The organism is Raoultibacter timonensis, assembly GCF_022845715.1.
Taxonomy (GTDB): domain Bacteria; phylum Actinomycetota; class Coriobacteriia; order Coriobacteriales; family Eggerthellaceae; genus Raoultibacter; species Raoultibacter timonensis.
Map to the genome: position 1 here is coordinate 3628266 of NZ_AP025564.1, position 25404 is coordinate 3653669.

Sequence of the window (25404 nt, forward strand, 5' to 3'; positions counted from 1 at the left end):
TGACGGCAATCGAGCACGCCGGACCCTCGCGACGAAACGCGAGGGTCCGGCAGTTTAGGGTTGAACCATCATGAAGCCAAGCGGTCTCGACGGATTGCTTTGCTCCCTTACCGCTTGGAACCTTCCGCCTCCTTGATAGAAGCTAGAGGCTTCGGGCCGCCAAGTTCGCCGACGAAATCGCCTCTGCAATGTTATACGGATCGGCGCAATCGCCCACTGCGATCGCCTCAATGCCCGAGAGACCGTCGATCAGGGCGGTATTCGGCTGCATATCGCGCATATCGACAACGGCATCGCACGGAACAACCACGTCGACGCCCGCCTCACTCACCAACGTCAGCTCGCCATCCCCAACTTCCTTGACTTCGGCTGCGGGCCAGATACGCGTACCGCGTGCGTTGACCGCAGTCTCAACGAAGTGACGCATATTGACGGAATGCCCCTTCTCGAAAACATCGAGCGGATCCGGCGTAACGATCGTCACGTCCTTGCCGAGCGAAAGCAGATAGATCGCCACGTCGACGGACTGGCAATTGCTGCCCAGCACGGTCACGCGATCCCCCATATCGGCACCGACGACATCCCCGAACGTAAGCACCTGCGTACCACCTGTCGATGAAAACTCTGGCTCTTGCCGCAAACCGCCGACCGCAAGGATAACGGCATCGGGTTTTTCTGATTCGATGAATGCACGATCGACCTCCTGGCCCGTCACCACGGTCACGCCGTCGACTTCCTGCGATCGGGAAAGGTACGTACTCAGCCGACCGAGGTTCTCGTGCGGCCCTTTGATGGCCTCGGCCGACGAGAGCAGACCTCCCAATGCGCCGTTCTTCTCGTAAAGCGTCACCGAGCATCCGCGTTTCGCCGCTATGCGAGCCGCTTCCATGCCGGCGGGACCGCCGCCGACAACCATAACGTTTTTGCTTCCCTCGACGGGTACCGGCTCGTATCCCTCAGGCATATCCTCGCCATAGGCGCGCCAGTTCGCCGCGTTCACACGGCAATGCTCAAGAAGCTTCCCGTCCTTGTCGGGATCATAGAAGCAATGCAAGCAGCGTGTGCACGGGGCGATTTCGTCAATGCGTCCCTCGCGCAGCTTGTTCACATATTCGGGGTCGACACAGAGGGGTCGGTTCATCACGAGAAAATCGAGCTTGCCTTCAGAAAGAGCTTCTTCAAAATAGTCAGGAGCCTGTGCTGGATCCATATAGGTTGCTGCACCCACGGGAATCGACACGGCACTCTTGATCTCGTTGGCAACGTCGATCATGATGCCGCATCCCGAATGGTTCGCTCGAAGCTTTCCCTGGAAATGACGCGAAAAGTCGAAGCGATTGCCGAATCCGTTCGACCCCTCTTGGCCTCGAACGGCGAAGTACAGCTCGCTGGCAAACTGCGCAATGTGCTGTCCGCAGGGTCCGAGACGAACATGGAGGCTGTCGGCTCCGGCCTTTTCGAGGATCTGAGCGATTGCCTTCGTCTCTTCGAGCGATGTGTACAGCGAATCGGCTCCAAGGGATTTATCGTTCGCCTCGATGCCGTTGATCAACACCTGCACGATGAAATCTTTACCGCATGCTTCTTTGATCCCTTGGATCACCTCAACGGCAAAGCGCGTACGGTTTTCGAGAGACTGGGCTCCGTACTCATCGGTGCGATCGTTGCGGGCACGCGACAAGAACGACTGGCCGACGTTGTTCGCCGCAAAATTCAATTCGAACGCATCGAACCCATCGCCGTGCAGCTGCTCTGCAATCCCAATAATAACCTGTACCCACTCGCGAACTTCCTCAATCGAATACTGCCCGATAAAGTTCTCGGTAAAGTCAAGCGGCCCGATGGGCGACCCCATCGTGTCAAACTGGTAGCCCACGTAAGCACCCGCTGCATGAAGCGTATCAAGAAGCCCTTTCACGTCGTAAAGAGCGTAATCCTGCTTGAGCGGGCTGGCCGTGAAATCCCAGATGTTAGCGAAGTCCTCAATCCAGATCATCTCTACGCCGCCCTCGGCCATACGGGCGTAGTAGTTGATGTACTCATCCGGATTGTTCTTCATGAACGCCAGCTGGAATGCCGCCGATTTCACCATGCGGTGGTGCAACGTAATCGGACCGAGCTGCCAATCGGAGAACAACGTCGTTTTACTGAAATCGTCAATGGAATTGGTGGTGTAGCCGTAGTCTTGCGGATTGAGCTCCGAAACGGTGGCGGCGGACGATCCTGTATCCGCTGCGGCGCCGGTGCCTTTTTCCGACGGCGTGCTCGCCTGGGGCGTTCCTCCGCATCCCCCTAGCGCAAGCGTTCCGGCGCCGACCGCGCCAACGGCCAACCCCTGCAAGAAATTCCTTCGAGATATCCCTGTCTTCTTTACCATGGCTTCCCTTTCGATACCGTGTCCCCACGGATTCCCTCGATCGACCCTCGCGGTGCCTCCCATCTGCTTCCGCGCGATCATCAACTATGGAACCACTGCGCGGAACCCTGGAAAAGAAACGATCCTTGGCAACCCCGCAATGCTTGCTTTCGCCCAATACGCAAGCCATCGCTCAACGCTGGCTTGCTTGCTATAATGAGTCATGCATCAGGGGGGAAATGCGGCGCACGACGATTCGAGGGGACCCGATGGACATACGCAGCCTTCAGTGTTTCCGGCTGGCATACGAAACGAAGACCGTGGGCAAAGCGGCAAAGCGCGCTTATCTCACCAGACAAGGCCTCAGCCAAATACTGAGGGGTTTGGAGGCGGAGCTTAAGCAGGATCTGTTCGTTCGCAACCCGCAGGGACTCGAACCGACCGAACTTGCCGACACGATCTACCCCAAAGCGGTTGAGCTGCTCAATACCTACGAAGATATTCAGGCGCTCTGCAATGCGGGGGCAAGAGCGAAGGAGACGGTACGGCTCTGCGTCGCGTACGGCGTCCTCGTCTCCATACCGTTCGACGAACTCGTAGAGGAATTTTACGAGGAGCATCCGCTCATCCAGCTTGAAATCGACGCAATCGAGCCGTCGTTGGCCGAACAATGCGTCGCCGAAGGAAAAGAGGACATAGCGCTCATCGTCGGACCGATAACGAGCCCGCAGACCGTCTGCACCTGCCTTGCACGAGTCGCGCTGTTCGCCGCCGTTCACGAGTCGCTCCTCGCCCAGGGAGAAACCCGCTCGATCCAGAGCCTCCAGGGCCTCACCTGGTTCGGACTATCGAAGGATTTTCCCCTCGATTCCGCGCTCATCAGGCTGTCCGAGGAACACAATCTCGATCTGAAGATGTCTTTCGATTGGCACGATTACCATCTCATCCTCGATCAGGTAATGCGACGCAAGGGGGCATGCGTCGTACCCGAACACCGCATCGGCAGATTCTGCCAAGACGGCGTCGTGGCTATTCCACTCGAAGGCCCCGAATTCACGTGGGAAATCGCCGCCATGACGCAAAGCGCGCTCCCGCTGTCGCGAAGCGCCCAAACCGTGTTCGATTGGTTTGCCGCACGGTTAACCCGTTTAGACTAAAAAAGTCCGGAAGGCCGTACGACACCGCAGCTCTTTGCGAATCCGATCCGCTCGGCTTCGCTTTCTCGCAGCCGACCACCTTCCAGTTAGCCGTTGGGAAACTCGCGCCATTCAGCCCCGGTTCTGCACGGCCAACCTGCCGCTTAACGATACTCCGCCATGAGCGCCGCAAACGCGGGTATCGACTGCTCGATGGTGGCTTTGTCAACGCAGTAGCCGATGCGCACGTACCCCGAGCATCCGAAGCTCGTCGAGGGAACGAGCAAGAGCTCGTGGGCCTTCGCGCGATCAGCAAACGCCTGCTCGTCGGGCTCGAGCGCTTTCACCCACAGGTAGAACGCGCCCCGGGGCTCCACGTACTCGTAGCCGAGCTCGGAAAGCCCCCGGCACAGAAGCGCGCGGTTTTCGGCGTAGGCGGCAACGTCGGTGGGAGCATCGACGCATTTCTCGATCACGCCTTGGAACAGCGAAGGTGCGCACACGAACCCAAGCGCGCGGCCTGCGCCGCATATCGCTGCGTACACGCGCTGCCAATCGGGCATGCGCTCGGGCACGTACAGGTAGCCGATGCGCTCGCCGGGCAGGCTGAGCGATTTGGAATACGAATAGCAGACGATCGTGTTGTCGTAGATCGCGGGAATGTAGGGCACCTCGACGCCCTCGTACACGATCTCGCGGTACGGCTCGTCGCAGATCACGTAGATGACGCTTCCAAGCTCCTCCCGCTTTGAGCACAGCACATCGGCAAGGCCGCGCAGATTCTCTTCGGAATACACCGAGCCGACAGGATTGTTGGGCGAGTTGATGATGATGCCCTTGGTCTTCGGCGTAACGGCCGCCTCAATGGCAGCAAGATCGAGCTGGAAGTCAATCTCGCGCGCCATGACCTCGATGCACGTGCATCCCGCTGCTTCGATCCAAATACGGTATTCGGGAAAGTACGGCGCGATCACGATGAACTCGTCGCCCTCGTTGGCGACGGCGTTGATGGAGATGTCGAGCGATGCGGCCGCACCGGCCGTCATGTAGATGTTCGCTGCCGCAGCGTTCATACCGAAGCGCCGGTTGATCGAATCGGCGATCGCCGTGCGCACGCCGGGCGTACCTTGGGCGGGCGTGTAGCCGTGCAGCGCCACGGGCGGCTCGTCCAAAAGCTCGATGATCGCCTCCTTGACGGCGGCAGGCGCAGGGATGCTCGGATTGCCCAAGCTGAAATCGAACACCTTGTCTTCGCCGATCTCGGCTTTGCGGGCGAGCCCGTACGCGAACAGCTCGCGGATCGCCGACGGTTCGCTTCCCAACTCGTACATCTTCTCGTTCACCATGCCATCACTCCTCCACTATTTCGTCCATCGAACAGGATACATCAAGTCGTCGTTATTGCCGCTGGTGAGCGCGCTCGGCGTTCAGGCCATACCGTTCGCCGCTGAATAAAACGCTTCTGAGTTTGATGCAGGCAACGGTAAATTCGGGCTCAACGTAGGTGAGACGCCGTCCGGTGTGCTTTGCGAGCACGTTCGCAACCCGAGCCATCGAAGCCCTGTTGTCGACGAGATCGAGCGTTATGCTCACTACGGTGTATCCCATAGCTTCGAGCGCATTGCGCCGCTCCGAATCGCTCGCTTTCCTACGAGCCTCTTTGTGGTATTTATCGCTATCGTACTCGGCAATCAGCTTGAAGGCCGGCCAGTACAGATCCGCCTTGAAGTAGCTGCGCGATGTAAACCTTCTCGCTTGGCCGGTCACATCGATTCTGAAGTTGAGCAACGGCATCTCCATCCCATAGCCTCCGAATCTATAGGGCAAGCATTGGAGCATAACCAGAGAAGTCTCCATCGGTGAAGCGGAGTTTTCCGCAATGTAGCGCAAAGCCCTGAGCGCTTTTTTCCTGCCGTTGACATTAGGGATTTTTTCTATGCAGGCGGTCAGTTTCGAAACGCTCGTCAGGGAAGGGCATTCGCGAACATCATCGGAGGAAAGATCGTAGGTTCCGCAGAGCTCAAAGCCGAGCTGGATGAGCTCGACCAGCGACAAGATGGAGGCCATCTGCAAAAAGCATACCTCTGGCGAGCACACGCAGAATCCGTTTTGCGTATCGAGTACAGAGCCCTTTGGCAAAGCCCCCTTCCAAACATGGCAGACGAGCGCGCCACGTCGACGCAGCGAGTCGCGGGCCACGAGCACGTGGAGCGGACGAGCAAGCCACCAAGGGCCAAGCCCCTCTGTCGGCTCGGCACTTGGCGGCTTGGAGATAAGCGCTGGCGCTTGCGGCACTTTGACGAAGCTTCGCGACCCGATGCGAACCGAGAGCCAGTACTCGAGTGCGGATATGTGACTGAGCACCATCATCGTAATCGCATGGTACACCTTTTCGTCGGAAAAGCCCTCCCGTTGCATGAGATTTACGATTGTGACACGCTACAGATAAGATATAACATATATGACCTGGGAATATGCGGCTCGTATGCGCGACGTCGATGGGAAAGCGGGCTCTTTCGGGTTCACAATCGTAAATCTCATGCAAAATACGGTCCACCCGTCGTTTGACGTGAGCCCCTGAAGCCAGTCCGGGTTCGGCAAATCCGTTCGCGGCACCAAAATGCCAGACTACCGTCGGGAGTAGCGCGGAAAGCGCGTCGCCCCGATCCGGCAGGCGACAAAAACCCGACTCGGCAAAACCGTGGGCAATGGGCAAAACCATCCCACCTGCTCAACATCGAAACGGATCACCAAGGCGAATTGCATACAACGGGCCGCCCGCAAAAGCGGACGGCCCGTTTAGAGAATGCCTCAATGTCACGTCGGCGAGCTCTCGCGTTTAGAAGCCCTTTGCACGGATACGCATGCGCGCCCAAGCAGAGCAACCGCACGCGTTTTCACACGTTTTCACACGTTTTGCTCTTCTTCGCTTCCAATCCCCTACACTTCGAGGTTCTTGAAAGCTTCGGGGACTTCCTTGTACCCCTTCGACTTCACCGCGCCGATAATGAGGCCTATCACCAACCAGCTGATGCCGACGGCGTAGGTCTGCAGATCGAACCCGGTAAATACGTAGAGGAGGATGCCTATGCCGAGCCAGGGGCAAATCAAGTATTTGACGACATCGCCGAACGATCCCCGCTTCTTCTCCCGTACGAAGAAGAACAGGAACACCGCGAAGTTCAGCAAGATGAACGACGACAGCGCTCCGAAGTTCACGAACGCCACGAGCGTTGTCATGTCGAGGAAGATCGGGAGGATGAGCGATACGCAGCCGAGTGCGATGGACGCGATCCACGGCGTGCGGAACTTCGGATGCACCTTACCGAAGATGCGCGGAATCACGCCGTCGCGGCCCATGGAGTACAGAAGGCGGGACGATGCGAGCTGCGCGTTCATGATGTTCGCTATACCCACTGCAACGATGTTGACCACCAAGAGCACTTTTTGGAGCACCGGTCCGCCGGCGAGCAGAGCGGCATCGAAGAAGCCCATCTCGGCATCGACCTGCGATACGTCAGGCTGAATGAGCGCAGCCACATAGGTCTGGGCAACGAACACGACCACCATGATGCAAAGCGCAATGATGATACCCTTGCCGATAGTCTTCTCGGGCTTCACCGTTTCCTCGGCGAGGGTGCTCATGCCGTCGAAGCCGAGGAACGACAAACAAGCGATGGACACCGCCGTTGCAATGAAGTGCAGGTCGACTTTACCAGGCTGATATATCGGATCGAGCGTAAGCTCGCCTGCGCCGCCACCACCAAGCACGAACGTCGTGCCGATAGCGATGAACGCGATGACCGCAAGGATCTCGACGACGAAGATCACCCAGTCGACGCCCTTGGTCATCGAAATGCCGCGGATGTTCACAAACGTGTTGAACACTACGAACACGACAACCCACAGATACCACGGGCTGCCCGGCACGAGCGCAACGCCCCAGTTGGCCACCATGACCAGCAAAAGCGATGGCACGAACACGTAGTCGAGCAGGATGAGCCATCCCGCCATAAAGCCCACATGCGGGTTGATGCCGCGCTGCACGTACGAGTACACCGAACCGGCGATCGGGAACCGCTTGCTCATGCGCATGTAGCTCATGGCCGTGAAGCTGATGGCCACGAAGCCCACGATGTAAACGAGCGGCGTCATACCGCCCGAAGCGATCTGGATCTCGCCGTAGATCGATTGCGGCGCGATGATGACCATGAACAGTACACCGTACAAGACGACGTCCTTCAGCCCCATGCCGCGGCGAAGTTCCTGTTTGTAGCCAAACTGCTCGATGTTCTCACCGCGAGATGGCGAGGCCTCTTTTGCCGGCGATTGTTTTTCTTCCATAATTGATTCTTCTTTCGTTGATCGGGGCGGTCTTTACGGCTGCGGGATCAGCGGTGGGAACTGGGGCAGCTTCGGCGTGCCGATGCGCAGACTCAGCTGCACTTCGCACGGTTTGCACCCCTGGTTGATCTCCACATCGCTCTGCACCGACATGTACATGTACGCCTCGACGGCATCCCAACCCGTGACGCCCATCAAAAGCCGCTGCAGTTCCTTGCTCGCATTGACGAGCGCTTCGTTGTACTCCTGGGCACAAGCGTTCACATACCACTTCTCGTGCGTTTCGAGCACGGGCCAATTGAGCTCGAAGCCCTTGACGAGCGACACCTTGACGGTGATCTCCGCCGGAATCTCGATGCCCGTACCGCACAGCTCTGCATCGCCCATCGCAGCATGCACGTCGCCCATCTGCAAAAGCGCGCCGGGAACCCGTACGGGAAAATACAGGCGCGCGCCCTTCGTGATACGCTTGTTGTCCATGTTGCCGCCATGACTGCCCACGTACCCGTCGATGATATCCTCGCCGTCGGGTGCCGTACCGATAACCCCGATCATCGGATCTATGGGGAATTTCACTCCGTTGAAATCCGCCATACCATCCGAGATCCTGATCTTCTTGGTACGGTAGTCCGTCGTTTCGAACAACGGGCCGCAGTGATCGTCAGTTGCAATCGTACCCTCGTCGGCCACCTGGATGTCGTAGATGTCCACGACGAGCACGTCACCCGCCTCGGCACCCTCGACGAACACGGGGCCGGCGGCTGGGTTTGCAACATCGTAGCCGTAGTCCAAATCGTTCATGGTTACGTCTTCCCCGGTTATCTTGTTGGAGAAGCAATCCATCGTCATGAACTTCAGCACCTCGCCCGGCTGTATCGTCTCGCATGGTTCGTTGTCCTTCGAGAACGTGTACACCTGGCTTACGATCGTCTTCATCACACCTCACCTCCTTGTCTTTATATATGATCGGAACGGTAATGTGACCATACGGCGTCTATTCTACTCCCATATTGCCCGACCACGACGGAAAATGCCCCATAAGGAAATGCCGCCTGCCACAAAGGCAGACGGCATTCGTCAGGAGGGATATCGGCATCCCGCTTACCGGGGGAAGCAGGCGGGACGTTCGGGTACGTACCGCTTACTTGCCCGCAGCCGCGTTGCGACCGGCAAGACGGCCGAACGACATGGCCATCGAGTGGCTGGCGCCGGCCACCGTAACGGGGTAGTCCACGAGGAAGCGGCCGCCCATGGTGTTGCCGGCAACGTAGAGACCGGGGACCGGGTTCTTCTCGGCATCGAGCGCATGCAGATCGGGATCGCAATCGATGCCGCCGATGAGCACGAGCATACCCGAATCCCCGAAGGGAACCGCGTAGAACGGGCCTTCCTCGATGGGGAACAGGCGGCTTGAAACCTTCGAGAAGTCCTCGTCGACGCCCTTATGGGCAAGCTCGTTGTAACGATCGACCGTCGCTTTGAGCGCATCGGCAGGAACCTCGATCTTGCCTGCGAGCTCTTCGATCGAATCGGCCGGAATGATCGAGCCGGCTTCGATTTCGCCCTGGAAGTAGCTGTCGGACGCATAGCCCGCCGCGAAGTGGTTGATGGCGTGCGCGTACTGCTCCTCTTCCTCCGGCGGAACGTAGTGCGTCACGCCGCCGAAGCACTGGGGCATGTACTGCAGCTGCTCAGGCCACTTGCTGTCGAAGATCTGGTAGGTCGTGCCATCCTTCTGGCGCTTGATCTGATTCTGAAGCTCCTGAGCTCCCACATCTTCGTTCGCGAAGCGCTGACCGAGCTTGTTCACCATAAGATACGGATTGATGCCGATGGAGTTGGTGCCGAGGCTGTGAGTCATCGGTGCATACGGGCCGTCTTCCATGACGGCACCAGCCCACATGGCCATCTTGTGGCCGTCGCCGGTATTGACGGGCTTGCCGTTCTTATCCATAGAGCTGAAGAACACAGCGTACTTGGTAGCCTGCGGCGCATAGTAGGTGAGCATTTCGGTATCGCTCGAGATGTCGCCCGTGGAGAGCACAACGCCTTTGGCTGCGTTGACGCGGATGATGTTGCCATCCTCATCGGATACGTACACGCCCACAACCTTGTCGCCCTCTTTGATGAGCTGCTCGGCTTTCGTGTTGAAGCGAGCTTCGGCGCCAGCGCCTTTAGCCGCCTCGAGCGTTCCGTGCATGGCCCAGCCATGGTCGGGGAGCAGATGCACCATGCCGGGGAAGCACGGGTAGTTCTCTTCGCGCCAGTTGTAGTTCTCGTTCACCGGGCAGCGCTCGGGGAACACGTAGGGCTTCTCGGGATCGGTCGGCGTGTCCGAATCGCTCGTCAGAAGCTCATGCTCGGCGGTACCGATGTACCAATCGAGGTCGGCGCCCGAGTTGCCGATCCAGTAGTTCAAAAGCTGAGCGTTCGGACGGTTGCCCATAACCTTCATGAGCTCGTTGACGACCTCCTGCGTCTCAGGCTGCTCGATGCCGAGCTGCTTGTGAATTTCGCTGCCGAAGGTACCGAATTCGCCGGAACGATAGCCCACATCGGGCCCCTTCTCAATGCCGATGACCTTGGCGCCGCTGTCGGCCGCCTCGCGCAGTGCGCACACGCCGGCCAAACCGAGGCCCACGACGCAGACGTCGACATCGATGGTTTCGGTGACCTTCGACTCGTCGATCGGCTCGGGTGCGTTCATGAACGAAGGAACGAACTCGGTGGGGTTGCCGCCGCCCGCAGCGGGAGCCGCCGCATCGCCCGAACCAGCCGCAGCGCCCGAATCGGCTTTCGGAGCCGGCGAGCAGCCCGCGATCCCCGCGCCGGCCACAACGGCCGCCGTGGCTCCAAGGCCAAGAAACGCTCGACGTGATAGATTCTTTTCTTCCATACTAACGATCCCCTTTCGATGATCGGTTTACTTTGCCGGACGCCTCGATCGCCTGCCGAGTAGCTTGCCTGCAATCCGCAGCCCTTCCGTCTGCCTGTCCGACGACGACCAAAGCTTACGGGCCGACGCCGACTCCCGTCATCACCCGAAGAGTCCAAAGCCTATAATCGTTGTCGCGCACCTCACCCGAAACGGCTAAATTTCATCTTCTCTGCTCTGGTGAAAAGCGGTTTATGGCGAAAAAAACGGCTTCCCTGTATTATGGGAAGATCATCCACGGGAGGAAGAGCGCGCTGCGCGAGGAAACGCAGCCATCGAACAGCATCATGAAGCAAACCATCACGGTTCCATACGCGGGCTTTTCGCTTTACCTGTTCGCCGATATTCTGGCGTTCCACTCGAGCACGGCCTTGATCGGAAGCGGCGCGCTGAGCGAATCCTCCGCGGAACTGTTCGCTTACGCTTCGATCGCTGCGCGCGTTGCGGTGTTTCTCGCCATCTCCCTCGTCGCGTCGGGCAAGCTGCGCGAACCCCTGCCCCGACGACTTGTGCCCGCCGTCGCAACGGCGGTCGCCTGCGCAGGGCTGGCACTTGTAGTTGGCACGGGAAGCGCGGGATTCTCGGCTGCAACCGCTTTCGGCGGCGTCCTGTTCGGTGGAGCGCAGGGCGTCATGGGGCTGATCTGGCTTACCATGCTACCTTCGCTCTCGTACAGGGTGAGTTATCTGTATCTGCTCGCAAGCCATGCTACGGCTACCGTCCTGTGCGCCGTCGTACTGCTGCTTCCCCCTTGGCTGCTCATGCCCGCACTCGTCATCTGCATGATCGCCGGCAACGTTTGCGCCGCCCTCCTGCCGCCGGTTCGAGAGCACACGCATACGGCACGTTCGCAGATCAGGGGCATCACGCCGTTTCTCTGGAAGGGCGTGCTTGCCGTGGGCGTGTTCGCGTTCTTGAGCGGCTTCGTCACCGCAGCAGCCAACCACGCATCCGATCCGCTCGACCCGGTGGGCATGCAGTTTTTCGTGCTCGGCATATCCGCCGCAGTCATCGTCATCATGCTCATTCCCGCGCTCGCCTTCCATCAGCCCTTAAAGCTTGAGAACGGCTACAAGGTGGCGCTCCCCCTGTCGGCTCTCGGCTTTCTTATTCTGCCTGGTCTCGTTACCGCCATTCCGACCCCCGTCGCCGGAGTGCTCGCAACGACCGGCTACATGCTCACCGGCATCATCCTTTCGTGCACGATAGCCGAAATCGCCCGCGCGGCCGACGTGCCTTCGGCATCCCTGTTCGCAGGAAGCGACACCATCACGCTCACCTGCCTGTTCGCGGGTATGGGCATCGGCTCGGCGTTTGCCACCCGTCTTTCCGAAGCAGGCGCGGGCGTCGCTCTCATCGGGCTTGGAAGCCTGTACCTTATCGCCATCGCCGCTTCATCGGTTCTCGGGCGGCAGCGGGCGAACCGCGACGCCGAATCGCTCGACCAGGTGGATTTCGGCCCGTTCGATCCGAAGACAAATCCGCTTGATGGGAACGCTGCCGAAAGAGAACCGCTCACGCTCGACGACATTGCCGACGAGCTCGGCTTTACCGATCAGGAGCGCCAAATCTTTCTGCAGCTTATCGAAGGCCGCACGATTCCGCGCATTGCCCAAGATCTGTACCTGTCGGCAAGCACGGTGAAGTACCATACCCAGAAAATCTACCGTCGATTCGATGTCCATTCACGATCAGAGCTCGTGGCTGCCGTGGAGAATAAGAGAGGTGCCGAGAACGCATGACGGGATTGAGGTTGATCGGTTTCTCGCTTTTCCTGTTCGCAGAGCTCATCTGCTTCCATGGCACCATCCTGTTCCCCGGACTGCTTGGCGCGTCACAGGAAATCGCCGTTGCCGTCATGACGACAAGCCTGCTCAGCAAAGGTTTCGGATACTTCGGCTGCTTCTTCTTCTCGTTGGTGAGCGCCTCGAAGCAGCGGCAGTTCGGCCGAGTCGGCGCCGTTTTGTTCATAGCGGGCATCCTTGCCATGCCCGGTCTCGGCACCGCCACAACGTTCTCCGAGCTGTCGTTCGCCTCCTTGATAGAGCTCGTTTTCGCGGGAACCATGCTCGGCGTCGGCGACGCGCTCATCAGCGTTTCATGGGGAAGGCTCTGCGCCGCGCTCCCGCTGCGCAAGGCGTACCTGTTCGTACTCGGCAGCCAAACCGCCGCGCTCGTCGTATATGCTGCAACGTTTTTCGTGCCCGATGTAGCGATCGTCGCCTCGGCCATCGTCGCGATCCTCATCGTTGCCGCAATCCTCATCAAACTGCCCGACCAATCGTCGGTTGCGTTCGACAGCCCGCGGCTGCGCGCCGTTTTCGGCGAGCTGTGGCGTCCGATCTTCGGTACGTCGGTGTTCGCGTTTCTCACCGGCCTCATGCCGTGGATTTCGGGGCAATACGACGGCTCGGTCGAAACCATGCGACTGCTCTCGCTTGCAAGCAGCGCCGCCGTACTCCTACTGCTCGCCGCGCCCGTCGCGATGCTCAAACAGAACATGCGGATCGAGAATATCTACAAGCTGATTCTGCCCATCGTGGCAACAGGGTTTTTGCTGTTGCCCATCATATGGAACGGCTTCGGCGGCGTAGTGAACGCGTTCGTTGGGGCAGGTTCCTACGCTGCGGGAATCGTGCTGTGGTGCCTTGCCGCCGATAGCTCGCGCCGCCACGATCTCAGCGCGACCACAAGCTTCGGGCTTGCGCTCGGCACGACCTCGCTTGCCGGAGCACTCGGCAAGGCGTTCGGATATTTCGGGGGCAGAACGCTCACCGAAGGCGATCTTTCCATCACGGCGATCTCGCTCGTATCGCTCTATCTGCTTTCGATGCTCGCCCTATTCCTGTTCAGAAAGAAAGCCGAACCCGCGCCGAAAGCCACGCGTGCCCAAGCCGAGTACCCGAAACCGGAAAACGATGCCGCTGCCGGCTTCCGGCAAAACGACGAACCAACCGCCTCGCGCACGACCGCCGACATCGCCCCCGCAGCGCGCAGCGACAATGCGGCACCGCTCGAGGACGCAGCCGCACACGCTCCTGCAACGGCCCCCAATCGCTCTGCCACGTGCAAAGCGCTCGCCGCAAAGCACGATCTGACCGAACGCGAGTTCGACGTGCTCGTCAAGCTGTCGCGAGGGCAATCGGTCGCCGACATCTCCTCCGAACTCGGCGTTTCCGAGAACACGGCAAAGACCCATATCAAGAACGTGTACCGCAAGCTCGGCGTCCATTCGAAACAGGATATCATCGAAATGTGCCGCGAGATGGAGGCGCGCAAAAGCTAGCGGTACAATAAGCTCGACCGTTTCTTATCGGCACCGGATCGATGCGAAGCGAAACGCACGACACGTACGAACGCCCGAGGAAGGATGACCCATGGCTCAACATTACACGCGCATCTTCGCAGCACTCGACGGCGGATCAACCCAGGAAGCCGTAACCGCACGAGCCATCGCGCTCGCCGCCGACAACCACGCCCATCTTGCGTTCGGACACGTAATCGATTCGGTCCCCTACGAAGCGTCGGGCACCGATTTCAAGGCGCTTTGCGAAGACGTTGCCGAACGCATCGAACGCGACATCGCCGACATTCTCGCCGAAGCGCGCAACAACCCCGATATCCCCTCGTTCGAACTCATCGTGCGGGCGGGGCGCATCACCGATACGCTAGCCGAGCAGATGATCGAGCCGTTCGGTCCCGACCTCGTCGTTTGCGGTGAGCGCGGCCTCTCGAACATCAAGTACGCATTCGTGGGGAGCATCTCGACGTTCCTCATCAGAAACGTCCGCTGCGACGTACTCGTGGTGAAACAGAACTGACGATCGGTTCGCCCGATTGCACAATCAGCACAATCAGATCCGCCGCCGCGAAGACGCCGTGCGCAGCGCGTAATCGGCGCGCAATGCTTGCGGAGAAATTCCAAAGCGGTTTTTCGCAAAATCCCGTTGTCGCGAGCCCTCAGCAGGTAATTTCTTCAAGCTTATTCATAAGCTCGGCGCGGTTGTGCACGTCGCACTTCTCGTAGATGTGGCGCACATGCGTTTTGACGGTCGCCTCGGAAATGACGAACGTCTCCTGGATGTACTTCGAACCGCGTCCGGTAACCCAGAGCGCGAACACCTCTTTCTCACGCGGCGAGAAGCCGTACTCCTTCGCCATCGCGTCGATGCGCCCCCACAGGTTGCTGCGGATGAGCAGGTCTTCGTCAACGACGCTCTCGGGCTGTGCGCCGTCAGCCGAACCTGCCGCCCCCGCTCCGCGCATCGCCGAAGCCTCGATAGCCCGCCCATCGCCCACGGCACCGAGGCGCTCGAGTTCTTCGGGCGTCGGGGGTTCGAAGAGAAACGTCGTATCGCGGTCGGTGAACGTGAATCCCGCCGACACGAAGAGAATGCCGATGGCAAGGATCGCGAACACCATGAGGTTTCCGATCATCGCGAACGCCACAAGCTCGCCCGCCACAATGCCCACATGCACCGCAAGGCGACCGACCGCGAAGATGAGCAACGGCGGGTAGTGCGTGGTTCGCGTTATTTCGACGAGCAGCGCCCAGGTGAGAACCTCGAACAGCACCGAAGCGGTCGACATCATGAAGAAAGCCAACGCCGCATTGTCGCCGCCGAACAAAGCGATCAGCACGAGCGCCAAAGCAAACAGCGGCATGGCCACCCGGTACAGAATGCCGAGATTGAGGCTCGTGCGCGATACGAAAATGCCGTAGATGAAGAACACGACCGCTCCGAACGCAAGCGGCAACGTCATAAGAATCGGATCGCGGTACACCACCGGGGCTATATCTCCGAAATACACGCGCATGCCGCCGCAGACGAACAGCGCGGCAAGCAGCCCGACGATGATTCGCCACGAAAGCCCCGTGCGCAACAGCTGTCCAAGCTCGACCGTCCATGCAGCGGAAGCGCTCGGCGAGGGCGCGGGAGTCCGCCCGTTTGCGCGGTCGCCGAGACTGTATGCCGCAAGCGCTGCAGCCAGCACGGGGAACAGCGAGACGACGATCGACGAAGCCACAGCACCGAGATACGATACGATCAGGTAGAGCACCGCAGCACCGAAGAACGTCATCGAGGTGAACAGAACAGCTTCCCGCGCAGCCAGATCCCGGCACACGACACCCCAAGCGAGCACGATCGCCGAGCAGGTGAGGCCCGATACGGCAGCACCGACAACCGAAAACGTGTTGTTGCCCACCAACCCCGGAAACGTATAGAGCAGCGTGCCCGCGCACGCCACCAGAGAACCGACGAAAAGAGCGATGCCCACGCGCCGCGAGCCGCACGCCATGACCCTGCGGTGAAACACAATCGCCAGAGCGAACGTCACCATAGCGGCCGCCGACGAGACGATGTGCACGACGGAAAGGATTTCGTGCGCCCCGCCCGGCGCCGTCAAATCGGACGAGTTGAAGGATAGAAACACCCACGCCCAGTAAAAGCTCAAGCCCGCATACCGCATCGTAAACGTGCGACTTGTTTCGAAGAAGCTGTGCACCTATCTCCCTTTCAGCGCCGATTGGCTTATTGTACTGGATTTCGCAACGCTTTCCGGAAACCTCTTTGCAACAGGCGGCTGCGTTTTCCCAGATCGAGCATCAACCCTTTCAGTTGATGTTACCGGCAGGCGAGCGAATCAACCCTTTTAGTCGGTGCGGGCGCACGCATTGCCCGCGTACCGTGTACTCGTCTTTGTGAGGGAAGTTCAAGAGAAAGAGGAGACCAATGAAAGAAACCCATCTGAACAAGCACGGTTTGAGCCGTCGCTCGTTTCTCGGCCTCGGCGCCACGGCCGCAGTGATCGCCGGCGCAGGCCTTGCGGGCTGCTCGCCCGCAACCAAGGAAGCGAGCGGGGAGGCGGGTAGCGCCTCTTCTGGCAGCGCCGCAGCAAGTACGTCGACCGCAAGCTTCCTCGTTGCCCCCGACGCAATAGCCGATAGCGATATCGCCGAAACCATTGACGCCGAGATCGTCGTTATCGGCGCAGGCATTTCGGGCATCAGCGCCGTACGCTCCGCCGTCGAGAACGGTGCGAAGGATATCGTGGTGGTCGAGAAAGGCACGACGTGGCAGTACCGCTCGAATCAAGTCGGCTGCATCGGCGGCAAGATCCAGGAAGACCTCGGTATCGAAATCGACAAGAACGCCGTTGTCGCCCAGCTCATGAAAGAATGCGGCTACCGTCCGAACCAGCGCATCCTAAACCTCTGGGCCGAGAATTCCGGCGAGGCATTCGACTGGTTCCTCGCCCCTAGCGAGGGAAAGTACGTCGTCGAAGCAGAATCCGATCCGTACGACGGCGAGAGCATGAGCGTTCGCAAGATGCATTGGCCGCACCCCGATACCGCCAACATCGCCGCCGACTACTACCCGATCTTCGACGATTGCCAGATCTGCCTGCCCGATAACGGCCCCTACATCGAAGCGATGGTCAAGATCTGCGAAGACGCAGGCGTTACGTTTATGTACTCCACCTTCGCGCGCCAGCTCGTTCGCCCGGACAACGCGGGCCGCGTCGAAGGCGTTATCGTCGAGGATATGGATGGTACCTACAAGCAGATCAATGCGTCGAAGGCGGTGCTCCTCGCAACGGGCGATTACGCCTCGAACGCCGAGATGATGGAGCACTACGTGCCGTGGTCATCGCGGTTCATGAGCATCTTCCCCAACACCGACGCCAAAGGCGAGAAGACCAACACCGGCGACGGCCAGCAGATGGGCATGTGGGTCGGCGCCAAGATGGAAGACGGCCCGCACGCGCCGATGACCCACCATCTGGGCGGGCCCCTCGGCGTGGACGCGTTTCTGCTCACCGACATCTACGGCAACCGCATCATGAACGAAGATGTGGGCGGCCAGCCGCTTCAGAACCAGATCTCGCGCGCACCCAAAAAGCAGCTGTGGCAGATCTTCGACTCGAAATGGACCGAGCAGATCGGTTACATGGACACCGGCCACGGCAACGTGAACTGGTTTGTCGAAAGCGGATCGGACGTGCCCAACGGCTCGTACGGCAAGAACGCCTACATCTCGCTCGAAGGCAACGAAGACGGCAATACCCCTGGCTTCACCAGCTACTTCGAAGGCCCGAACGCACTCGGTAAAACCGCCGACAGCATTGCCGAGCTCGCCGAGCAGATGGGTGTCGATGCGACCGCGCTGCAGGCGACCATCGATCGCTACAACGAACTGGCTGCCAAGGGTCATGACGATGATTTCGGCAAACGCGCCGACCGCCTGTTCCCCATCGAAGAAGGCCCGTTCTACGCCTTCCCCCTGACCGACACCGTGATTCTCGTGAACATGGGCGGCCTCGAGACCGACGTCGACTTCAACGTGCTCGACACCGAGGACGAACCGATCGAGGGCCTCTACGCTGTTGGCAACGCGCAGGGCGGCCGTTTCCTCGTGGACTACCCCCTGCCCGCCCCCGGCATTAGCCACGGCATGGCGATCACCCACGGCATGCTCGTCGGCCGCGTGCTCGCGGGATTGTAAGCTCGATCAGAACGTGCGGCCTTCGCAGGCGAGGGCCGCACACAACCAACCCCGCGCAGCTCACTCCTCCCTCCCTCTGGGCTGCGTATGCCGACACGGCTAAAGCGGCCCCGACTTTTTGAGTCGGGGCCGCACGTGTTAAGGGGCCCCGCGCAGCTGCGGGGCCCCTTTGGTTTGTATGCGCTTCCTGCTCCTACGCCTTCGAGGTATCCACCGGCGTTCCGTCGGCACTCGGCATCTCGGCAGTCGGATCCTGCCACCCGACCTCCGGCAGAGGCCACCCGTTGCCGCCGCCATGGTATCCGCCATGGCATGCCGTATTGCATACGAGCACCGACGTACCCTCGATCGAGTGGCACATGCCGCAATCGTATGCCTCGGTGTGGGCAGCGTGGGGATTGTAGCCCTCCGCCCCGCCGTAGTCTTCGGTCACCGCCGTAATGGTATCGCGCGGATGGCAACCGAGACAGTTCTTCTTCGACCAGTCGCCGTCGATGAGCTTGATCTGGTCGGGAGTATGCACCGCCATCATGCTGCCGGGCTGTGCTTCGGCGCTCGCCGTTGCCGACTCACCGCCGGACGAACCGCCTTGGGAGGATCCGCCGCCTTCCCCGCCACCCGAGCCGCCGCACGCGCACAGGGCAAACAGGGCGCACATGAGCACAGCGGCCAAACCGAGCTGTATCGCACGCGATACGCGTCTTCTCTTATCCATAATACGTTCCTCGCCGTCCATTCGATGCGGCTAGATGTATTCCATGCCGAGCATGTCTTTGACCGCAAGCCATGCGAAACACTGGCCGTGTCCGATGCCCGAGCCCATCACGTTGGGCGGATATACGTTGCCGTAGAACGAGCCCGCCGTATTGCCCGCCACGTACAGCCCGGGGATGGGCATGCCCTCTTTGTCGAGGACGCGGCAGCGCTCGTCGTTGCGCAGGCCACCGCGCGTACTCGTGATGCTCACGACGTGGCGCGACGCGTAGAACGGCGGCGTATCGATGGTGGTGAGCCACAGCGGGTTCTTGTAGAAGTCGAGGTCTTTGCCCGACTCGCAGAATCCGTGGTAGCGATCAAGCTGCTCTGTAAATATCTCGGGATCTACACCCATCTTCTCGGCGAGCTCTTCAATGGTATCGGCCCGAACGGTCACGCCGTTCTTCACGTCGATCTCGATCTGCTCGGGTGAGTTCTCCGAAAGATAATCGCCCTCGGGGTATCCCTCGGGGAACTTCTCCTGCCATGCACTGTCCCATACGCTCCATGCGGATCCATCGGACGTTGCCGTGATCTTGGGAACCGAGCATGCCTGGAACGGCAGGTCCTCGGGCATAAGGCGCCTACCGGTGTTGTCCACCATGAAAACCGGCAGGTTCGCAACGGCGGCGTAGGATTTGCTGTCGGGAGACGTCGGCCGCTCGCCGTTCGCATCGACGGCGACGAACGGAAAGAGATCGCCCGCCGCAAAGTCGTCCATATCGGCCCCGATCCACATACCCATCATTTGGCCGTCGCCCGTGTTCTTGGTTTCGGCAACGCTGCGGGTTTTCAGAAGCGAGGTGTTGTAATAGCCCATCATCTCCCGGTTGCCGCCCATGTCGCCGCACGCGAGCAAGATGCCCTTCGACGCGTTGATCTTGATGTATTCGCCCACCTCGTTTTCGCCGATAACCGAGGTTACCCGGCCGCTCTCGTCGCGCACGAGCTGCACGGCGGGGGTGTTGTAGTGTATAGTCACGCCCTTGTCGGTGGCATAGTCGGCGAGGATTCCCGTCCAATCGACGTTCACGCCGTCGGCGAGCGTCTTGCCGTCTTTATCGACGAAGTAGATCATGGCGGCGTACGTTGCCCAGAACTCGTTCGCGCCTACCTGGCCGACGCCATCATTGGTAACCTTGAAGCCCGTCACCTGCTGCGGAACGATATCGCATCCCACCGACTGGCATACGCCCTGAAGCCAGTCGATGTAGGGGGCGCTGTTGTCAAACCATTTGCCGTACGAGGACATGCGGCCCTGGCTGCCGTTCGTGATCTTCCATACGTCGGTGATGAACTTGTCGCGATCGTAGGTTATGCCGTTGTCCGTTTGGCATTTGGCATTGAAGCCGCACGTGCACAGGCGCGCCGTGCTGTACGTGCCGGCTTTCTCGAGCACGTGCACGTTGGCACCCTGTTCGGCCGCAAGCGCAACGCCCGGCAGTCCCGCGATACCCGCGCCGCAAACCGCGATGTCGCAGTCGATGGTCTCGACGATCTGGTCGTCCGAAATAGGTTCGGGTGCCACTTCCCATGGCTGCAATCCAGATGATGCCGAGCCATCGCCTGCCGCTTCGGCCGTCGGCTCTTTCGCCGCCGCATCGTCGGATGTCGGCTTTGCGGCATCCCCGCCCGACGAGCAGCCCGCAAGACCCGCCATGGCCGCACCGGCGCCAAGCACCGCGGCGCCCGTGAGAAAACTGCGCCTCGATAAGGCCGTGCTGTTCTCGCTTTTCTTCATCATGCGATTCTCCCTCCTTGACTGGGAAGCACCCCTCGTGCTCCCGCAGAACATAGTGCGGATACCCCGCCCGGTTATCCCAGGCTTAAGCGGCGTCGATCTTGCAAGAGCCGCTAACCCCCGCCCGCTAACCCCCCGGGTTACTCAATCGCGCCTGTTGCGAACCGGAAACCTATGGGACAATGCAGCAAGGGAACAATGCGAAGCATTGGGGGAAGCCGTATGGACAGAATCGGCCAAGCGTGGTCGACCGCAAAAGAGGCGCTGAAGTCGTGCGCAGCGGAAACAAAATGGTACTATTTCGGATCGTCGCTGCTCGTTGCGATTGTGACGCTTACCCACTACGCTAACGGCTACCGGGCGACCGCTATCGGGCTCTCCTATGCCGACATCATCTGCGTAACCAGCATTGCAGTGGCAACGCTCGCCTTGGCAGGTGTCGATTCGCATGCGCTCGACAGGCTGCGCAAACCGATCCTTCTGACATCCTCTCTGGTTGCCGCCCTCGGATTCGTATTCTTGAGAACAGCAACAGTCGCACTTCCCGAACTGTACGATGCTGCTCTTATCGTTTCCGCCGTCTCCGTAGGGCTTCTCATCGGTACGGTAGCTATTTTCTGGTTCGGGCTCTTTGTAGGCCAAGCGGTGGAAACCGTGGCGTTTTCGCTCCTCGTTTCGATCGCGATCGGCTGCCTGATTTCGTGGTTTCTCCTCGGCATGTTCTGGGATAGGCTCGTCGTCGGATACACCGCCGTCATACTGCTTTCAGGCTGGACGCTGTCCCATACCCTTGATAAACGGCCGAATCTTTCGGAAAAAAGGATGTCCGACGAGAAACCGTCCTTCGCGTTTCTCGCCGGCCCGCTTCTCACCGCATTCCTCTTCAGTTTTGCGTTTATGCTTTCGGTATCGTTCGTAGGATTGGAGTCATGGCATTCCGATGTGGGGTGGAGCATGCTGTGGCCTGCGGCGCTCGTATTGGGCATCGTCTCGCTGTTCTCCAAGCGCGTGAATATCGCCTCGCTTCTCTACATCGCCCTGACGCTGGTAGTCGCCGGTATGCTTTTCGCCTCGTTTCTCCACATCGACGAGTCGTTCATTTTCTCTCTGGCCACCATGGGCTGCGCCGTGAATATCTCGTACCTCATCATCTTGCTTTGCAGCCTCGGCACCCGCTTCGCGTTCAACCCGCACAAGCTTGCGGCCTTGCTGCTCGTCACTATATTCGGCGGATGCCTGCTCGGACGCCCCGTCGCATTGGCAGTAGATGCGCTCGACCAAAGCGGCACGCTGAAGACGCTGCTGTCGATATGCCTGATCGTCGGTATTATCGCCTGCACCCTCGTAAGCATGAACAACAGAACCATCCAGCTGTACTCGAAATACCGCTTCAAGCAGCAGGGCAAGCCGAGCGAGAAGTCTATCGGCTCCTCGTCGTTCATCACCTCGTACGCAACGGAACAGAGCTTGGGGGCGCGCGAGCGGGAAGCGCTCTCGCTGCTGCTCGAGGGAAAAACGGCAAGCGAGGTAGCTGACAGCATGTTCATCGCCCGCGGCACAGCAAAGGCGCACATACGTCACATCTACCGCAAGCTCGACGTACACGACCGCGACGAGCTATTCGAGCTCATGCGTGACATCGATCCAGGATTCGAGACGCCGCAGAGCGGCTAGGCAGAAGCCGATGCGCGGCAAAGCCCCAGAAGTCGGACCGGTTCATAGGGTCTCGCCGTTGACCTTCGATGAAGCGAACCCGAACGACCTTTGCATCCTCGCCGACAGCGCAGTGGATGCCACAACGACCCGCATAGACAACGAACAGGCAAGACGGGAGCTCTACTGCCTTGGCAACCAGGTTCTATGCGCTCACGAGCAGCATCACGCCCACGAATAACAGCAGCACATATGTCAGCTTGAGAAACTTCTCCTGGCTAATTTTCTTCTGCAGACGATTGCCGAGCCACGTGGCGATTACGGCCACGGGAATGCACATGAGCACGATCTGGATGACATCGCCCGTAAAGCTGCCCTGCTGATACGCGATAACGGCGTAGATGAGATTGAGGATCGCCCACGTAGCCGAAAGCGTCATGCGAAACTGCTGCTTATCCTGGAGCTTCTGTACGGTATAGATCACGAGCAACGCGCCCCCCGACACGAACATCCCCTGGACAAGCCCCGCCAAAGCGAGAATAACCCACAAGGCCCATTCAGGAAGGAACTTCTGCCTTTTCTGCAGCAGGTTCTTCAAGCCGATCGCAACGATGATCACCCCGTAGATGCGCAGCAGGATATGGAGGGGCAGCACCGTATCGAGCCAGATGCCAATGAGCACGAACGGAAGCATCGTGAGGACGATTTTTGCCAGTTCTCGCCAGTTGACGCTTTTGAAGTTCATAATGGTCAGGAGGCCGCAGGCGAAAAAGCCCATCGCGTTGAGAATGGCGACCGAGCTCGAAAGCCCCAACAGCTGCGTGCCGACGGGCATAGCAAAAACGTTGCCGGCGAATCCGGTGATCGCCTGCACGGTATATGCGAAAAAGAACGCAGCTATAAAGAGGGCTTTTTCCATTGTCTCCATGTTCCACTGAAATCGAATTTATCCAGTGTACCATCGAGACCACCTTGTTTTACGTTCTCTCGGTAGGCGAGCAGATAGGGTTCGCCCAAGACAAAATCCCTTTCTTTTAGCGCCTAACGAAAAGAGGTTGGACGTCCAAACCATCTCGACGTCCAACCTCTGAAGGCAGTATGAAAACTGAGACGCCTTTACGATGAGGCAAGCTTTTGCGCGATCATGCGCGCAAATGTCACCGTCCGCCCGCAGGCATTCCCCGTTGTAAGGTTGGGATACGTCATGGAATAAAAGCCACCCGAATCATTTCCTGCAACATAGAGCCCCTCGATGGCGCTTCCATCGTCGCGCAACGCCTGTCCTTCGGAGTTGATGACGATGCCATCGAGGGTGCAGAGCAACGTACCCGTGTTGTAGACCCCGTAGAACGGGGGATTCCGGAGCGCGGAGAGTCTGAACGGCTCTTTGCCGAAGTCGGGGTCCGATTGGTTATCGTAGTTCTCGTTGTTCCGCTCGACGGTCGCCACCAGCGTGTCTACGGGAAGCTTGAGTTTCTCGGCAAGCTCTTCGATCGTATCCGCCTGCTGGATATAGCCCTTCTCGAGCAAATCGGCATTCATCCCCTGAACGACTTTGAGCGGAATATTGGGAGCCGCTCCGTTGTCGAAGGGAAACAGGCGAGAGCAGCCATGCATATCGAACTGCTCCGCATAGCGCTCGCAATCGGAATCCCACAAGGTCACGTGCATGTGGGAAGGCTGGTACGCGTCCGCATGCAAGATGTAGTCGTACGTTCCCGACTCGTTGCAGAACCGCTCGCCGTTCAGGTTGACCTTGAGCCATGGCTGGCTTCCCATCCAGAACAGCGTTCCCTCGGTGCAGTCGCAGCCGCCTTGCACCCCAACGGGGACCACCGTTCGATCGAACAGCATGCTCGTGTGCGTCTCGTCCATCTTCGCCCCAGCCCAAAGACATGCCTTGATTCCGTCGCCGTCGCATCCGGGCTGCGAGGTGTTTCTTCCGTAGATGGTGGTGGTGTGGGGCTGCAATACCTTCTGCATTGCGACGTTCGACCCGTATCCGCCCGTGCACACCAGCGTTCCCTTCGAAGCGTTGACGCGCACGTACCCTTGCTCGCCTTTGCCGTAGGCGCCGACAACCTTGCCATCCTCCACGATCAGCTTGACCATGGGGGTGTTATACCGAAACGCAACGTGACCGGTTTTCTCGGCATAATCGCTCAGCACGGAAAAACCGCTGAGCGACCCATCCTGCGGCCATGCGGGGGAATGTCCCGTTGCCCAATGAGGGTAATTGGGGATGTTCTTCTCTTCGGCCATCTCGTGCCATAGCGTCACGCCATATTGGCCGAGAACCTCTTCATACCAATCGACAACGCTTCCCGAATTCTCGAACCAGATGTCGAACAGCGAGAGATCGCACTGGCCCGCCGCATATCGATACATGTCCCGCATGAACGCCTGCTTATCGATGCTGTACCCGTTTTCCTGCTGTAAGCGAGAATTGACTCCCCCGACATCGTCGCGAACAACTCCCCCCTCGAATTTTTCTAAAACAACAGTATCGGCACCAAGCTCGCCAGCCGCACAAGCAGCGAACAAGCCACCTGTCCCCGCTCCGATGATGAGAATCTCTGCATCAAGCGTCTCGACAACGTCGGCTTCTTGGATTTCGGGTTCTGACCCAAGCCAATCGCTCGCCGAGCTCGCCGCTGATTCAGTCGAAGCCGTCTCGCCTTGGCCCGTCTGCTCCTGCGGGGCGCACCCGGACAACCCCAGCGCTCCCCCAACGCCGGCAAGCGCAACGCCTGCTAAAAACCCTCGCCGCGAGAACGGCGTTTTACCCAATGATTCCATATCCCATCCCTTCCTCTGCTATGGCTCCATCCAAAACGGCAACCAGCCATCGCAGGCCCGAAACCAGGCTCGATGCAGGTGCCGAACGCAGCGGATACTACGGATGAAACGGATCGCCTTCATCACCCTCAGTGGGTAATTTTTAGAAACCACCAGCTCAATGCCAATATCGTGCG

Annotated in this window: 17 protein-coding genes; 6 read left to right on the plus strand and 11 right to left on the minus strand. The window is 59.4% G+C overall.

Translation table 11 applies throughout. The features are described from left to right. Positions 1–142: 142 nt before the first annotated feature. Entirely contained in the window at positions 143–2377 is a 2235-nt protein-coding gene (locus MWL89_RS14770; protein ID WP_244387045.1) for an oxidoreductase, read from the minus strand. Between the two features lie 248 nt (positions 2378–2625). On the opposite strand from MWL89_RS14770, the gene MWL89_RS14775 reads away from it, so the two are divergent. Beyond that, a complete protein-coding gene (locus MWL89_RS14775) occupies positions 2626–3513 on the plus strand; it encodes a LysR family transcriptional regulator (RefSeq protein ID WP_180995285.1) in 888 nt (295 codons plus the stop codon). Between the two features lie 143 nt (positions 3514–3656). Here the strand turns inward: MWL89_RS14775 and MWL89_RS14780 are convergent, their stop codons facing one another. The 5 genes from MWL89_RS14780 to MWL89_RS14800 form a co-directional block, all read right to left on the minus strand. After that, on the minus strand, positions 3657–4838 hold the full coding sequence (locus tag MWL89_RS14780; RefSeq protein WP_244387047.1) for a pyridoxal phosphate-dependent aminotransferase: 1182 nt from the start codon (positions 4836–4838) through the stop codon (positions 3657–3659). Positions 4839–4890: 52 nt separating this feature from the next. After that, positions 4891–5910, minus strand: coding sequence for an endonuclease domain-containing protein (locus MWL89_RS14785; protein ID WP_244387049.1), 1020 nt, complete (start codon positions 5908–5910; stop codon positions 4891–4893). Between the two features lie 522 nt (positions 5911–6432). Next, a complete protein-coding gene (locus tag MWL89_RS14790) occupies positions 6433–7836 on the minus strand; it encodes an APC family permease (protein ID WP_102380098.1) in 1404 nt (467 codons plus the stop codon). Positions 7837–7869: 33 nt separating this feature from the next. Beyond that, positions 7870–8772, minus strand: coding sequence for an acetamidase/formamidase family protein (locus tag MWL89_RS14795; RefSeq protein ID WP_102380099.1), 903 nt, complete (start codon positions 8770–8772; stop codon positions 7870–7872). Positions 8773–8977: 205 nt separating this feature from the next. Next, on the minus strand, positions 8978–10732 hold the full coding sequence (locus MWL89_RS14800) for an FAD-dependent oxidoreductase (RefSeq protein ID WP_244387052.1): 1755 nt from the start codon (positions 10730–10732) through the stop codon (positions 8978–8980). Between the two features lie 233 nt (positions 10733–10965). Here MWL89_RS14800 and MWL89_RS14805 point away from each other — a divergent pair, with 233 nt between their 5' ends. From MWL89_RS14805 to MWL89_RS14815, 3 genes are all read left to right on the plus strand, one after another. Further along, positions 10966–12513 carry a helix-turn-helix transcriptional regulator gene (locus MWL89_RS14805; protein WP_244387055.1) on the plus strand — a complete coding sequence of 516 codons (1548 nt, stop codon included), beginning with the start codon at positions 10966–10968 and terminating at the stop codon, positions 12511–12513. Then, positions 12510–14057, plus strand: a complete 1548-nt coding sequence (locus MWL89_RS14810; RefSeq protein ID WP_244387058.1) for a helix-turn-helix transcriptional regulator — start codon at positions 12510–12512, stop codon at positions 14055–14057. Before MWL89_RS14805 ends, MWL89_RS14810 begins: the two co-directional genes overlap by 4 nt. 91 nt (positions 14058–14148) lie before the next feature. After that, positions 14149–14592: a universal stress protein gene (locus MWL89_RS14815; protein WP_244387060.1), complete on the plus strand. Its 444-nt coding sequence runs from the start codon at positions 14149–14151 to the stop codon at positions 14590–14592. Between the two features lie 139 nt (positions 14593–14731). On the opposite strand, the gene MWL89_RS14820 is transcribed toward MWL89_RS14815, so the two are convergent. After that, a complete protein-coding gene (locus MWL89_RS14820) occupies positions 14732–16279 on the minus strand; it encodes a helix-turn-helix transcriptional regulator (RefSeq protein ID WP_244387062.1) in 1548 nt (515 codons plus the stop codon). 227 nt (positions 16280–16506) lie between these two features. Here MWL89_RS14820 and MWL89_RS14825 point away from each other — a divergent pair, with 227 nt between their 5' ends. After that, a complete protein-coding gene (locus MWL89_RS14825; RefSeq protein WP_244387064.1) occupies positions 16507–18279 on the plus strand; it encodes an FAD-dependent oxidoreductase in 1773 nt (590 codons plus the stop codon). Positions 18280–18472: 193 nt separating this feature from the next. Here MWL89_RS14825 and MWL89_RS14830 read toward each other — a convergent pair whose 3' ends face one another. Together MWL89_RS14830 and MWL89_RS14835 are read right to left on the minus strand one after the other, a co-directional pair. Continuing rightward, positions 18473–18994: a cytochrome c3 family protein gene (locus tag MWL89_RS14830; protein ID WP_244387066.1), complete on the minus strand. Its 522-nt coding sequence runs from the start codon at positions 18992–18994 to the stop codon at positions 18473–18475. Positions 18995–19024: 30 nt separating this feature from the next. After that, positions 19025–20779, minus strand: coding sequence for an FAD-dependent oxidoreductase (locus MWL89_RS14835; protein ID WP_244387068.1), 1755 nt, complete (start codon positions 20777–20779; stop codon positions 19025–19027). Positions 20780–20998: 219 nt separating this feature from the next. Here MWL89_RS14835 and MWL89_RS14840 point away from each other — a divergent pair, with 219 nt between their 5' ends. Then, positions 20999–22450, plus strand: coding sequence for a response regulator transcription factor (locus tag MWL89_RS14840; protein ID WP_244387070.1), 1452 nt, complete (start codon positions 20999–21001; stop codon positions 22448–22450). 184 nt (positions 22451–22634) lie between these two features. On the opposite strand, the gene MWL89_RS14845 is transcribed toward MWL89_RS14840, so the two are convergent. Next, entirely contained in the window at positions 22635–23348 is a 714-nt protein-coding gene (locus MWL89_RS14845; RefSeq protein WP_102380105.1) for a sulfite exporter TauE/SafE family protein, read from the minus strand. 197 nt (positions 23349–23545) lie between these two features. Then, positions 23546–25228, minus strand: coding sequence for an FAD-dependent oxidoreductase (locus MWL89_RS14850; RefSeq protein ID WP_244387071.1), 1683 nt, complete (start codon positions 25226–25228; stop codon positions 23546–23548). Positions 25229–25404: the final 176 nt, after the last annotated feature.

Excerpts from the sequence above, each read along its gene's own strand:
- MWL89_RS14770 (WP_244387045.1), bottom strand. The coding sequence starts at position 2,377 with ATGGTAAAGAAGACAGGGATATCTCGAAGGAATTTCTTGCAGGGGTTG.
- MWL89_RS14775 (WP_180995285.1), top strand. The coding sequence starts at position 2,626 with ATGGACATACGCAGCCTTCAGTGTTTCCGGCTGGCATACGAAACGAAG.
- MWL89_RS14780 (WP_244387047.1), bottom strand. The coding sequence starts at position 4,838 with ATGGTGAACGAGAAGATGTACGAGTTGGGAAGCGAACCGTCGGCGATC.
- MWL89_RS14785 (WP_244387049.1), bottom strand. The coding sequence starts at position 5,910 with ATGCAACGGGAGGGCTTTTCCGACGAAAAGGTGTACCATGCGATTACG.
- MWL89_RS14790 (WP_102380098.1), bottom strand. The coding sequence starts at position 7,836 with ATGGAAGAAAAACAATCGCCGGCAAAAGAGGCCTCGCCATCTCGCGGT.
- MWL89_RS14795 (WP_102380099.1), bottom strand. The coding sequence starts at position 8,772 with ATGAAGACGATCGTAAGCCAGGTGTACACGTTCTCGAAGGACAACGAA.
- MWL89_RS14800 (WP_244387052.1), bottom strand. The coding sequence starts at position 10,732 with ATGGAAGAAAAGAATCTATCACGTCGAGCGTTTCTTGGCCTTGGAGCC.
- MWL89_RS14805 (WP_244387055.1), top strand. The coding sequence starts at position 10,966 with ATGGCGAAAAAAACGGCTTCCCTGTATTATGGGAAGATCATCCACGGG.
- MWL89_RS14810 (WP_244387058.1), top strand. The coding sequence starts at position 12,510 with ATGACGGGATTGAGGTTGATCGGTTTCTCGCTTTTCCTGTTCGCAGAG.
- MWL89_RS14815 (WP_244387060.1), top strand. The coding sequence starts at position 14,149 with ATGGCTCAACATTACACGCGCATCTTCGCAGCACTCGACGGCGGATCA.
- MWL89_RS14825 (WP_244387064.1), top strand. The coding sequence starts at position 16,507 with ATGAAAGAAACCCATCTGAACAAGCACGGTTTGAGCCGTCGCTCGTTT.
- MWL89_RS14830 (WP_244387066.1), bottom strand. The coding sequence starts at position 18,994 with ATGGATAAGAGAAGACGCGTATCGCGTGCGATACAGCTCGGTTTGGCC.
- MWL89_RS14835 (WP_244387068.1), bottom strand. The coding sequence starts at position 20,779 with ATGATGAAGAAAAGCGAGAACAGCACGGCCTTATCGAGGCGCAGTTTT.
- MWL89_RS14840 (WP_244387070.1), top strand. The coding sequence starts at position 20,999 with ATGGACAGAATCGGCCAAGCGTGGTCGACCGCAAAAGAGGCGCTGAAG.
- MWL89_RS14845 (WP_102380105.1), bottom strand. The coding sequence starts at position 23,348 with ATGGAAAAAGCCCTCTTTATAGCTGCGTTCTTTTTCGCATATACCGTG.
- MWL89_RS14850 (WP_244387071.1), bottom strand. The coding sequence starts at position 25,228 with ATGGAATCATTGGGTAAAACGCCGTTCTCGCGGCGAGGGTTTTTAGCA.